We start from the raw sequence: 12266 nt of genomic DNA, 5'->3' as shown, positions 1-12266 counted from the left end.
GCAGGTTATTTCGGGGCCTTCCGGTAAAGGTAGACGGCGATGCCGAGGTAAATGATATTGGGCAGCCACACGGCCAGCCCGGGCGGGAGGGTTCCGCTTTTGGCGAACTCCTCGAAGAAGCGGTTGAAAAGGATGTATGAGAAGCAGAGTCCCGTGCCGATGCCGATGTGCAGGCCGGTGCCGCCGCGGACCTTGCGCGAGGACAACGACACGCCGATCAGCGTCAGGATGAACGTCGAAAGCGGATAGGCGTAGCGCGCGTGCTTCTCGACCTCGATGAGGTTGATCGAGTCGGAGCCTTTGGCCCGCTGCTGGTCCAGGAAGGCGTTCAGCTCCGAGATGTTCATGGTCTGGATCAGGTCGTTGATCTCGCCCAGCTCGGTGGCTTCGAGGTTGATCAGCGTGTCGAGGTTGCGGAACTGCTCGAAGGTCTCCGTGCCCGCGGAGTCGAACTCCCGTTTGGTGTAGCGCGGGGCGGTCCAGCGTTTGGTCTCGGGGTTGAACTTGGCGTCCGAGGCTTCGAGCGAGTGGGTCATCGTGCCGCTTTCGTAGCGTTCCAGCACGAAGAACGAGGCCTGGCGGGCGCCGTCGTTGTAGCCGCGGATGTAGGCGAAGATGCCCGGCTCGATCTGGCGGTAGATGTGTCGGTCGTATTTGGTGTTCTGCTTGCGTTTGATGTATTGCTGCTCGAAGGCGACGATGTGCCGCTGCGAAATGGGGATCAGCCAGAGGTTGAGCGTCAGCGACAGCGAGGCGATGATCAGCGCCCCGAGGAAGTAGGGCCACATCAGCCGGCGGAACGACATGCCGCCCGAGAGCATGGCCACGATCTCGGTCTGGTAGGCCATCTTCGAGGTGAAGAAGATGCAGGCGATGAAGGTGAACAGGCCGCTGAACTGGTTGATGAAGTAGGGGATGAAGTTGAGGTAGTAGTCGAGGATGACCGATTTCAGGGGTGCGTGCAGCTCCGTGAAGTCGTCGATCTTCTCCACGTAGTCGAAGACCACCACGATCACGATGATCATGGCGATGGCGAAGAAATAGGTCGACAGGAACTTGCCCAGTATGTAACGGTCCAGAATCTTGAACCCCGGAAAACGCATTTTCATCTCTTCGGTTGTCAATATTTTTCGAATGCGATCCATTCGGTTTGGTCCGGATCGTCGATCGCAGGTCGTGCGAATCGGTACAACTCTCCGCAGCCGTGGATGACAGCTGTATCGCCTTCGAAGCGAATGAATGACCAGTAGATGCCGTCCTCATCGAAGACGCACTGGTCGGGGCTGAATTTCGAGTCGTCGATTTTCAGCGGTTCGGCGCTCTCGGCGCGGTTGTCGGGGGCCATGTAGGCGGTGTGTTCCCGCGCGTTGGCCATCATGCGGATGTTCTGCGCGAAGAGTCCGCCGCGTTCGTTGAACCGTAGGCGGGCGGCCCGGCAATAGACGAATCCCGGCTCGATGTTGAACGTATAACTGTGCCGGTTGGTACCCGCTTCGAAACTGATGCTCCCGTTTTCGCAGCGGCATCTCGTGCCCAGACTCCACTGTTGGATGCAGGAGCCGATCTCCAGCGGCGAGGCTTTCAGCATCTCGTAGGGAGCGGAGACCGCGAAGCTTTCTATCTTTTCGAGCATCCGTTCCCGGCCCTCTACCACGATGCGCAGCCGTCCGTCGGGCTGTACGGCCCCCGGGTCGGCGTACTGCCGCGCTTCTCCGGGCCTGTGGACATACTGCATGAGCACCGAGTCGGGCGTGAATACGGTTTTGCCCAACAATACGGTGTCCGTGGCATCCATGCGTTGCAGGAGGGAGGTCGTCGTGTCGCCGTTGCTCTCGAACAGCAGCGCGAAGCGTTCCGTGCGGAGCAGTTCGCAGTCCCTGTCGGCCCAAACGCCGACCGCCGAAGGTGCCGCCGCCGGTCTGTTCCCCGAACAGGAGACGCTGGCCGCCAGGGCCCACAGCCCGAACAGGATGACTTGGATCGTTCGTTTCATAATTTTCTTTACATTAGGTTGTCCGGAAAAGTCCCTTTACAGTCTTCGTGTCAGTTTTTCGACCATTCCCTCCTTCCACGCCCTGAAGTCCCCGGCGAGGATGTGCTCGCGCGCCGCTCCCACGAGCCGCAGGTAGAAGGCGATGTTGTGCAGCGAGGCGATCTCGGCAGCGAGCATCTCGCCGCAGACGCAGAGGTGGTGCAGGTAGGCCTTCGAGTAGAGCCGGTCGACGAAGGCCGTGCCCGCGGGGTCGACGGGCGAGAAGTCGTCCTCCCACTTCTTGTTGCGGATGTTGATGACGCCCTCGGCCGTGAAGAGCTGCCCGTTGCGGCCGTTGCGCGTCGGCATCACGCAGTCGAACATGTCCACCCCGCGCTCGATGCCTTCGAGGATGTTCACCGGCGTGCCTACGCCCATCAGATAACGCGGACGGTCCTCCGGCAGTATGGCGTTGACCACTTCGATCATCTCGTACATGACCTCCGTCGGTTCGCCCACGGCCAGTCCGCCGATGGCGTAACCGTCGGCGTCGTACTGCTTCACGTTCTCCGCGGCCCGGGCGCGCAGGTCCGGGTAGGTGCATCCCTGCACGATGGGGAACAGCGCCTGGTAATGGCCGTATTTGGGACTGGTCCGGTGATACTGGTTGAAACAGCGGTCGAGCCACCGCTCCGTGAGGCCGAGCGACTTGGCGGCGTATTCGCGCGGGGCGTCGCCCGGGGGGCATTCGTCGAAGGCCATCATAATGTCGGCTCCGATCGTGCGCTCGGTGTCGATGACGCTTTCGGGCGTGAAGAGGTGCTTCGAGCCGTCGATGTGCGACCGGAAATGGCATCCCTCCTCTTTCAGCTTGCGGCACGCGGCCAGCGAAAAGACCTGAAAGCCGCCGCTGTCGGTGAGCATCGGGCCTTCCCAGGTCGAGAAGCGGTGCACGCCGCCGGCGCGTTCGAGGATCTCCGTGCCGGGGCGCAGGTAGAGGTGATAGGTGTTTGCCAGGATGATCTGCGCGCGGGCTTCGTCGCGCACGTCGCGGTGGAAAATGCCCTTCACCGTCGCGGCCGTGCCCACGGGCATGAAGATCGGGGTGCGGATGACGCCGTGATCCGTATGCAGTTCGCCCGCGCGGGCGTGCGACGAAGGGTCTTTATGTTGCAGGGTGAATTTCATACTCATATATTCGGCAAAAATACACAAAATATTTCTATCTTTGCGCATATTTCTTCAATATGCAACTCTTCGAACAAATTCTGTCATGCTATGGCTGGGAGGGTGCGGCCCTCGCGGGGGCGACGCTCCTGATGCTCGGCGTGCAGTTGTACTACTATATTTTCGTCTACGGCCGCATTCCCGGCTACAAGAACAACCGCCGTCCGCAGACGATGGACCGCGAGCCGCCCGTGTCGGTGGTGGTACCCCTCTTTTCGGAGGACTATTCGTTCGTCGAGGAGCGTCTGCCGCTGATCCTGGCCCAGAACTACCCCGATTTCGAGGTGGTGATCGTCTACGTGGGCCACGACACCGATTTTTACGAGGACCTCGTGCGGCTGAAACAGTCGTTTCCGCAGATCACGACCACCAAGATCCACCTCGACCCCCGTTTCCCGATTTCGCGCAAGATGGCGCTCAACGTGGGCATCAAGTCGGCCCACTACGAGTGCATGGTCTTCACCTCGACCGATGCCGTGCCGCAGACCGACCGCTGGCTGTCGCTGATGGCCAAGGGGTTCATGCGCGGCGAAATCGTCGTGGGCTACTGCGGCGTGGAGCGCGGAAAGGGCTTTTCGAACTACATGATGCGCGCCTGGCGGATGATGCACTCGGCCGACTGGATCGCCCGGGCCGTGCAGCGCCGCGCCTACCGCGGGACGCTCCACAACTACGGCTTCACCAAGAGCCTCTATTTCGGGGCCAACGGCTTCAGCCACCTCAATATGAACATCGGCGAGGACGACCTGTTCATGCAGCGGGTCATGACGCGCGACAACGTGAGCGTGATCCTCTCGCCCCGCGCCTCGCTGCGCGAAAAAATGTGGGGCGGCATGGGCTGGTGGATGAGCCAGCTGCGTTATTTCGGCTCGGCCTTCCGCTTCTATCCCCGCGCGGTGAAGACCTTCGTCCGCTGGGAGATCGGTTCGCGCGTGCTCTTTTTCGCCACGGTGGTCTGCGCCCTTGCGGTCATGCCTCCCGAGTACAAGCTCGCCGCGCTGCTGCTCGCCGTCATCCGTTATGTCGTCGTGGCGTTCGAAGTGCGCCGCATCGCGCGGCGGCTGGGCGAGGGCGGCATTGCAGGGCGTTACTTCATCTACGACCTGCTCGGCCCGCTGTGGGCCGCGGCGCTGGGGGCGATGCTGCTCCGCCGTGACAACCGCGTATGGAGATAGCCGACTATATCGTAGCCGAAGACCGTGAGCTGGTCGACCGGGTGCTCAAGGGGGACAACGACGCCTTCGAGTACCTTTTCAACCGCTACCGCGACGCCATCCACCGGTTGTTCGTGCAGCGGCTCGGCGGTGTGAACGATGCCGACGACCTGTTGCAGGAGACCTTTATCAAAGTCTACATCAACCTCCACCGGTACAGTGCGGACTACACCTTCGGGCAGTGGGTCTACACCATTGCGCGCAACACGTTCATCGACTTCGTGCGCCGCCGCCAGGACGACCTGCCGATCGACGAGCGTTTCGCCGCCCCGGCGTCGAACGCCCCGACTCCCGAGGAGAGCGTCATCAACCTCCAGCAGCGGTCGCAGATCGAGCACTATCTCGAACGCCTCGCGCCCCGTTACCGGCAGCTGATCCTGATGCGCTTTTTCGAGGAGTACTCCTACGAGGAGATCGCGGCGAAGCTCTCGCTGCCGCTCGGGACCGTGAAAACCCAGATACACCGCGCCCGCGAACAGATGTGCCGGCTCATCGCCCAGGGCGACGAGCGATGAACGATTCACGATTCACAATTCATAATTCACAATTGGAGCTGATAATTAAATATTTCCCGGACTTGACCGGGCGTCAGAAGGAGCAGTTCGCGGCGTTGTACGACCTCTATGCCGACTGGAACGCGAAGATCAACGTCGTTTCGCGCAAGGATTTCGACCAGCTCTACCTGCGTCACGTGCTGCATTCGCTGGCCATCGCCAAGGTCTGCACGTTCGGCGACGGAGCGCGGATTCTCGACGTGGGGTGCGGCGGCGGATTCCCTTCGGTGCCGCTGGCGATCCTCTTTCCGGAGGCCTGTTTCACGGCTGCGGACTCCATCCGCAAGAAGATAACCGTGGTCGAAGGGGTTGCGGCGGGCCTCGGGCTTACGAACCTCACGCCCCGCTGCGTGCGGGTCGAGACCCTGACGGAGCGATTCGACTACGTCGTTTCGCGCGCCGTGACGGCCATGCCCGAATTTGTCGGCTGGATCTGGAACCGGCTCGAAAAGGGACAGAAAGGGTCGCTGCCCAACGGCATTCTCTACCTCAAGGGCGGCGACCTGGCTGAAGAACTGGCCCTAACCGGCAAACGGTGGCATATCTATGACATTCCGCGCTTTTTCGGCGAGGAGTTCTTCGAAACCAAGAAGGTGGTCTATACCCCGAGGTAGGGCTTGATTCGCAGCCGGTGTTCCGGATCTCTTTCGTGCGGGGCGGAAGCTGCTGCCGGCGGCCGTGATTGTGCGGACAAGCGTCGGGAGGGCCTTCGTTCCGAAGCCTTTAAGGCTGCTGCTTGTGCGGCTTCTGCCGGGCGATGATCGTGCGGAGGTTGTCCATGAAGGTCTCGGCGTCGGCCGCGCCCTGGATGCGTCCCAGCAGTTCGCCCCGGGTGTCGAACACGAGGTAGAGCGGAATGGCGTCGCGTCCGTATCTCTTCATCAGTTCGCGGCCCGTGGTCTTGTCCGTGTCGTATTTGGCCGCCACGAACCGCTGGTCCATGAACTCCCCGACGTCCTTGCGCGAAAAGACCTGCCTCTCCATCATCCGGCACGGGGGACACCAGCTGGCATAGAGGTCGATGAAGACCAGCTTGCCCTGCTTGATCGCCATTTCGCGCACGGCGTCCGTCGATTTGGTCTCGAACTTCACCTGCGCCTGCGCCGCGCCCGTTCCGAGTGCGAACGTCAGCAAAAAAAGTAGCTTTTTCATACGAATCGAGTTTTCCGGTGATGGGTGCAAAAACCGAACCGGCCGTTTGAAAAACGGCTTTTAAGGGTAGCGGCGCAGAATTGGCCCGACAGCGCGATAAGGCCCCCCCCCTAAATCCCGCCTTTTAGGCGGGTGCTCAATAACCCGCATGCGGCCTGGATGTCCTCGCCCCGCGAGGCGCGGATCGTGGTCTGAATGCCGCGGGCGGTCAGCGCGTCGCGGAAGCGGACCATCGCCTCGTCGCCGGGCGAGAAGTAGGGCGAGTCGGGAATCCGGTGGAAGCGGATCAGGTTGATGCGGCATTTGATGCCGTTCAGCAGGCGCGTCAGTTCGCGGATGTGGCGCGGGGAGTCGTTCAGCCCGCTCATCACGATGTATTCGAACGACACCCGCCGCTGGTGGGTGAAGTCGTATTCGCGCAGGATCGCGGCGACTTCGGCGATCGGCCACGCCCGTTCGACGGGCATGATCTCCATACGCTCTTCGTGGAAGGGGTTGTGGAGGCTGACGGCCAGGTGAACCTTCGTCGCGTCGAGAAAACGCCGCAATTCGGGCACGACGCCCGCCGTGGAGAGCGTGATGCGTGTCGGCGACCAGCCGAAACCCCACTCGGCGGTGATTATCTCGAGCGCCCGCAGCACCTCGTCCGTGTTGTCGAGCGGTTCGCCCATGCCCATGAACACGAGGTTCGTGAGTTTGTCGCGCTCGGGCAGCGAAACCGCCTGGTTGAGGATTTCGGCCGCCGTGAGCGACTGCTGAAGCCCCTGCCGCCCCGTGGCGCAGAAGCGGCAGCCCATGCGGCATCCGGCCTGCGACGAGACGCAGAGCGTGGCCCGCTCCCCGTCGGGGATGTAGGCCGACTCGACGTAATGCCCTTCGAGCGTGCGGAACAGGTATTTCTTCGTGCCGTCGGCCGACTCGGTGACGCGCTCCGGGGCGCTCAGCGCCGGCGAGAACCGTTCGGCGAGCCGCTGGCGGTGCGCGGCGGCGATGTCGGTCATCCGCAGCGGGTCTTCCGTGTGGCGGACGTAGAGCCAGCGGGCGATCTGCCGCGCGGCGAAGCGCGGCATTCCCAGCTCGCCGCAAAGGGCTGCGAGCTGGTCGGGCGTTTTGCCGTATAACGATTCCTGATGTGTCATTCCTGCGATTCCGGGGGCTGTTTCCTGCGACAAAAGTAGGTAAAAAATGAAGATTTTTGCGTCCGTATGTTCATTTTTGAATTTTTATCCATATATTTGTGGTGCATAGCGCCCCTATGCCCGTTTTTTGCCCGAACATTAAAATTATTTGAGATAAATGGAAATTAAGAAATCACCCAAAGCGGACCTCCGGAACAAGCGGGGTCTTTTGCTCGAAATCGGTCTGGTCATTTCGCTTTGCCTCGTGATCGGGGCTTTCGCCTACACCCCGAAGGAGCGCAAGATTGAAAAGATGGATTTGCAGACTGCTGTTGTCGAGGAGGAGATCGTCGAGATCACCCGCCAGGACCAGAAGCCTCCCGAGCCTCCCAAGCGTGTAGAGGTGAAGGTTATCGCCGACCTGTTGCAGGTCGTTACCAACGACACGAAGATCACCACCGAAGTGGACTTCGCCGAGTTCGACGAGAATACCGAGGTGATCCAGCAGGTCGAGGTGGCCGAAGAGACCATCGAGGACGACCAGCCGTTCCTGATCGCCGAGACCATGCCTTCGTTCCAGGGCGGAGACCTCAATACCTTCCGCAACTGGGTGCAGCAGAACGTGAAGTTCCCGCAGATCGCCCTCGAAAACGGTATCCAGGGTCGTGTGGTTCTCTCGTTCGTGATCGAGAAGGACGGCCGTCTGACCAATATTCAGGTGCTTCAGACGCCCGACCGTTCGCTCTCCGAGGAGGCCATCCGCGTACTGAACAAGTCTCCGAAGTGGAGCCCCGGCAAACAGCGTAACCAGGTGGTTCGCGTGAAGTATACCCTGCCGGTAGACTTCCGCGTACAGAACTAAAGTCCGGGACGGGAATATCCGCCCGGCCGTTCGCCGGCGGATGAAAGGGCCGTGTGTCGAACGAATCGCCGAATGGAGCCCCGGGAAACGGCGGAATCAGACGGTGCATGTCAGATACGCCCTGCCGGTCGAGTTCCGCATGCAAATTAAGGCGTTACGGCTGAACTTTTTGAGGGTATCCTGCTTTCGGGCGGATACCCTTATTTGTAGCATCGTGTTTGCAGCACGTTGTCCGACCCGGCGGAAGCCGGAGTTGAAACCGGAAATAAAATAGAATTGTTTTGGAAGAAAATAAACTGAATCCCCAGCCTGTCGCCGCGGCCGATTGCCGCGAACGCGCCGTGCTGGTCGCCGTCGTCCGCGACAACCAGGACCCGCGCCAGACCGAGGAGTTTCTCGATGAACTGGAGTTTCTGGCCGAGACGGCCGACATCTGTTCGGTGAAACGTTTCACCCAGCGGCTGCCGCAGCCTTCGTCGCGCATCTACGTCGGTCCCGGCAAACTGGAGGAGATCGCCGCGTATTGCCGGGAGCATGAAATCGACGTGGTGATCTTCGACGACGAACTGACTCCCTCGCAGACGCGCAACATCGAAAAGGAGATGCCCTGCCGTCTGCTGGACCGCACGCGTCTGATCCTCGACATCTTCATGTCGCGTGCCCGGACGGCTTACGCCAAGACGCAGGTGCAGCTGGCCAATTACGAATACATGCTGCCCCGGCTGTCGGGCCTATGGACCCACCTCGAACGCCAGAGGGGCGGCACAGGAACCCGCGGCGGCGCCGGAGAGCGCGAAATCGAGACCGACCGCCGCATCATCCGCAACCGCATTGCCAAACTGAAGGAGGACCTCAAGAAGATCGACCGCCAGATGGCCGTGCAGCGTTCGAACCGCGGCGCAATGGTCCGCGTGGCGTTGGTCGGCTATACCAACGTGGGCAAATCGACGCTGATGAACCTGATTTCGAAAAGCGAGGTTTTCGCCGAGAACAAGCTCTTCGCCACGCTCGACACCACGGTCCGCAAGGTGGTTTTCGACAATCTGCCCTTCCTGCTTTCGGACACGGTGGGCTTTATCCGCAAACTGCCCACGGAACTGATCGAGTCGTTCAAATCGACGCTGGACGAGGTTCGCGAAGCCGACCTGCTGGTTCATGTGGTGGACATCTCGCACCCGCAGTTCGAGGAGCAGATCGCCGTGGTGAAGCAGACCCTGCAGGAGATCGGCGCGGGCGACAAACCCGTCTATCTGGTTTTCAACAAGGTCGACGCCTATACTTATATCGAGAAGGAGGAGGACGACCTGACGCCCGCCACGCGCGAGAACCTCTCGCTGGAGGAGCTTAAAAAGAGCTGGATCGCACGGGCCAACACGCCCTGCATCTTCCTCTCGGCGCTGGCGAAGACCAATCTGGAAAAATTCCGCTCGGATCTGTACGGCATGGTGCGCGAGATTCACGCCGGGCGTTATCCGTTCAACAATTTCCTCTACTGACAACCAACCAAACCCACTCAACCATGACGTTGCATATCCTCTCCCAGCAGAACACCGTTCTCAACAAATTCATCGCAGAAATCCGCGACAAGCGGATTCAGCGGGATTCGATGCGTTTCCGCCGCAACATGGAGCGCATCGGCGAGATCACGGCCTACGAAATATCGAAAGCGTTCAGCTACAAACCGTGCGTTGTCGAGACGCCGCTGGGTGAAGCCACCGTCGAGATGATCGACGAGCAGATCGTGGTGGCGACGATTCTCCGTGCGGGACTTCCCTATCATCAGGGGTTTCTAAACTACTTCGACGACGCCCAGAACGCCTTCGTCTCGGCCTATCGCAAGAGCACCAAGGACGGCAAGTTCACCGTGAAGGTCGAGTACATCTCGTGCGGAAGCCTCGAAGGCAAGACATTGCTGCTGGTCGATCCGATGCTGGCCACCGGATCGTCGCTCGTGCTGACCTACAACGCCTTGTGCGAGAAGGGCGGTACGCCGGCCCATACCCATGTCGCCGCGGTCGTCGCCAGCGAGCAGGGGCTTGACTATGCCATGAAGAACATGCCGCGGCAGACCACCACGATCTGGACGGCTGTCGTCGACGAGGAGCTGACTTCGCGCTCCTACATCGTTCCCGGCATCGGAGATGCGGGAGATCTGGCCTACGGCGAAAAAATATAGTTTTTCGGTTTTATGCGGCTATTTCCGCACATCCCTTGCGCGTGACGATTGGGGCGTACTTCGGCACTGCCCATCCGTCCCGTGCGGCGCGATGCCCGAAACCACCCTGTCTGAAATCAAAAAATAGGAATAAGTAATGCGCCGAAAATTCGCTTTCCTCGTTGCCGTGTTCTGTGCGACCGTCCTCGCGATGGCCGTGCAGAAACCCGTCTTTATGGCGTGGTATGCCGCAGAGGCGGCCGGGGCGGGTTTCGGGGGCTGGATGGAGGTGCTGTGGCACGGGCTGACGCTCGACATGACCGTCGCGGGTTATGTCACCGCGCTGCCTCTCCTGGCCGTGCTTCTCTCGCTGTGGGTGCGTATCCCGGAACGGGTGTGGCGGGGCGTGCTGACAGCCTATTTTGCGCTGATCGCCGTGGTGACGGCCGTGATCTTCGCCGTCGACGTCGCGCTGTACGAGCATTGGGGGTTCCGCATTGATGCGACGGTGCTGATCTACCTCTCCGATCCCGAGGAGGCGATGGCGAGCGTCGATTTCTGGCTCGGCGTGCGGCAGACGCTGCTGGCCGCCGCGTATGCCGCGCTGATGCTCTGGGCCTACTGTCGCATCCTGCGCATTTTCGACGGACGTCCCGTCGGCTGGCGGCTGGCCCTGCCCGGAAGTCTCGTCGTCGTCGTGCTCGCGGGATTCGACTTCCTGGCGATCCGCGGCGGGCTGGGGGCCTCGGTGGCCAATGTTTCGAAGGTCTATTTCAGCCCCGTGCCGTTTCTGAACCATGCGGCCACGAACCCCGTTTTCTCGTTTCTGTCCAGTCTCGGCGACCGTGTCGACTATGCCGGCGAATACCCCTTCTTCGACGAAGAGACGCGGGCCGCGAAGTTCGACGCCCTGCGGGGCAACGGTCCGGCTGCGGGACCCACGGAGCGGGTGCTCGACACGCTGCGGCCCAATGTGGTGATCGTCATTCTGGAGAGCTTCGCCCGGACGGTGATGGACGCCGAGGTCGACGGAGAACCCGTCATGCCCAACATGCAACGGCTGAAACGCGAGGGCGTCTGGTTCGAGAATTTCTTCGCCAATTCGTTCCGCACCGACCGCGGCGAGGTGGCGATTTTGAGCGGATTCCCGGCGCAGACGCGCATGTCGATTATGAAACTCCCGGCCAAGAGCCGCAACCTGCCCTCGGTGGCGCGTTCGCTCGCGGGAGAGGGGTATAAGACGAGTTTCGCCTACGGCGGCGACCTCAATTTCACCAACCAGGCCTCCTACATGTACGCCACGGGATGGCAGGAGCTGATCTGGCAGAAGGACCTGCGCTTCGACGCCCCGGCTTCGGACTGGGGCTACGACGATCGGCTGATGTGCGACTGGTTCGCCGACCGCGTGATCGCGTTGAGCGAATCCCGCGAGCCGTTTCTCGCGGGACTGCTGACGTTGAGCAGCCATACGCCCTTCGACGTCCCCTATGCGAAGTTCGATGACCGGGTGCTGAACGCAATGGCCTTTTCGGACGACTGCGTGGGGAAGATGATCGACCGTCTGAAGGCTTCGCCCGCGTGGGAAAACCTGCTCGTCGTGCTGGTCGCCGACCATGGCTATCCCTACCCGCGGACGCTGGCCTACAACGAACCGCTGCGCCACCGCATTCCGATGATCTGGACGGGCGGGGCCGTCGCCCGGCCGCGTGTGGTGGAGGACTACGCCTCGCAGATCGACATTGCCGCGACGCTGCTCGCCCAACTGGGCGTTCCGCACGGCGATTTCGATTACAGCAAGGACATTTTCGCACCGACCCCTCCCCGTAAGTTCGCCTACTACGCCTTCAACGACGGTTTCGGCGTGGTCGACGCCTCGGGCGAGGCGGTGTGGGACGCGACGGGCGGCCGTGCCGTGACGGAGACGAATCCCGAACTGCTCGACGTGGGGCGCACGATGTTGCAGACGACTTACGTGGATATCGGACGCCGCTGAAAATACCCCTTTTTAGGTA

The 12266-nt window shown here is 61.2% G+C and carries 12 protein-coding genes; 7 read left to right on the top strand and 5 right to left on the bottom strand.

Annotation, left to right across the window (positions count from 1 at the left end; genetic code table 11):
• Window positions 1–5: 5 nt before the first annotated feature.
• From BHV64_RS10020 to tgt, 3 genes are read right to left on the bottom strand one after another with little or no spacing between them, the layout of a single operon-like run.
• Window positions 6–1109, bottom strand: a complete 1104-nt coding sequence (locus tag BHV64_RS10020) for an LptF/LptG family permease (protein WP_015546830.1) — start codon at window positions 1107–1109, stop codon at window positions 6–8.
• An 11-nt stretch (window positions 1110–1120) separates the two neighbouring features.
• The gene (locus tag BHV64_RS10015; RefSeq protein WP_015546829.1) at window positions 1121–1993 is read right to left on the bottom strand and encodes a hypothetical protein; all 873 of its coding nucleotides are present in this window, start codon (window positions 1991–1993) and stop codon (window positions 1121–1123) included.
• 36 nt (window positions 1994–2029) lie between these two features.
• Window positions 2030–3160, bottom strand: coding sequence for a tRNA guanosine(34) transglycosylase Tgt (gene tgt, locus BHV64_RS10010; protein WP_217727611.1), 1131 nt, complete (start codon window positions 3158–3160; stop codon window positions 2030–2032).
• A 59-nt stretch (window positions 3161–3219) separates the two neighbouring features.
• Here tgt and BHV64_RS10005 point away from each other — a divergent pair, with 59 nt between their 5' ends.
• From BHV64_RS10005 to rsmG, 3 genes are read left to right on the top strand one after another with little or no spacing between them, the layout of a single operon-like run.
• On the top strand, window positions 3220–4374 hold the full coding sequence (locus BHV64_RS10005) for a glycosyltransferase (RefSeq protein ID WP_138265696.1): 1155 nt from the start codon (window positions 3220–3222) through the stop codon (window positions 4372–4374).
• On the top strand, window positions 4365–4928 hold the full coding sequence (locus BHV64_RS10000) for an RNA polymerase sigma factor (RefSeq protein ID WP_195285577.1): 564 nt from the start codon (window positions 4365–4367) through the stop codon (window positions 4926–4928). The genes BHV64_RS10005 and BHV64_RS10000 overlap by 10 nt, the downstream gene beginning before the upstream one ends.
• Window positions 4929–4960: 32 nt before the next feature.
• A complete protein-coding gene (gene rsmG, locus BHV64_RS09995; protein ID WP_044054221.1) occupies window positions 4961–5581 on the top strand; it encodes a 16S rRNA (guanine(527)-N(7))-methyltransferase RsmG in 621 nt (206 codons plus the stop codon).
• Window positions 5582–5690: 109 nt separating this feature from the next.
• On the opposite strand, the gene BHV64_RS09990 is transcribed toward rsmG, so the two are convergent.
• Window positions 5691–6119 carry a thioredoxin family protein gene (locus BHV64_RS09990; RefSeq protein ID WP_149886962.1) on the bottom strand — a complete coding sequence of 143 codons (429 nt, stop codon included), beginning with the start codon at window positions 6117–6119 and terminating at the stop codon, window positions 5691–5693.
• A gap of 110 nt (window positions 6120–6229) precedes the next feature.
• Complete coding sequence (gene rlmN / locus BHV64_RS09985) at window positions 6230–7258, bottom strand: 23S rRNA (adenine(2503)-C(2))-methyltransferase RlmN (RefSeq protein WP_118406350.1); 1029 nt, start codon at window positions 7256–7258, stop codon at window positions 6230–6232.
• A gap of 157 nt (window positions 7259–7415) precedes the next feature.
• Here rlmN and BHV64_RS09980 point away from each other — a divergent pair, with 157 nt between their 5' ends.
• From BHV64_RS09980 to BHV64_RS09965, 4 genes are all read left to right on the top strand, one after another.
• Window positions 7416–8099, top strand: coding sequence for an energy transducer TonB (locus BHV64_RS09980; RefSeq protein ID WP_138265693.1), 684 nt, complete (start codon window positions 7416–7418; stop codon window positions 8097–8099).
• A gap of 281 nt (window positions 8100–8380) precedes the next feature.
• On the top strand, window positions 8381–9595 hold the full coding sequence (gene hflX / locus BHV64_RS09975) for a GTPase HflX (protein ID WP_168949242.1): 1215 nt from the start codon (window positions 8381–8383) through the stop codon (window positions 9593–9595).
• Between the two features lie 23 nt (window positions 9596–9618).
• Window positions 9619–10275: a uracil phosphoribosyltransferase gene (upp, locus tag BHV64_RS09970; RefSeq protein ID WP_015546822.1), complete on the top strand. Its 657-nt coding sequence runs from the start codon at window positions 9619–9621 to the stop codon at window positions 10273–10275.
• Between the two features lie 136 nt (window positions 10276–10411).
• Window positions 10412–12247 carry an LTA synthase family protein gene (locus BHV64_RS09965; protein WP_288115817.1) on the top strand — a complete coding sequence of 612 codons (1836 nt, stop codon included), beginning with the start codon at window positions 10412–10414 and terminating at the stop codon, window positions 12245–12247.
• Window positions 12248–12266: the final 19 nt, after the last annotated feature.

It is taken from the genome of Alistipes sp. 56_sp_Nov_56_25, assembly GCF_001915285.1.
Taxonomy (GTDB): Bacteria; Bacteroidota; Bacteroidia; order Bacteroidales; family Rikenellaceae; genus Alistipes; species Alistipes shahii.
Note: the sequence above shows the minus strand (reverse complement) of the source record. Positions and strands in the feature narration are given on the sequence as shown.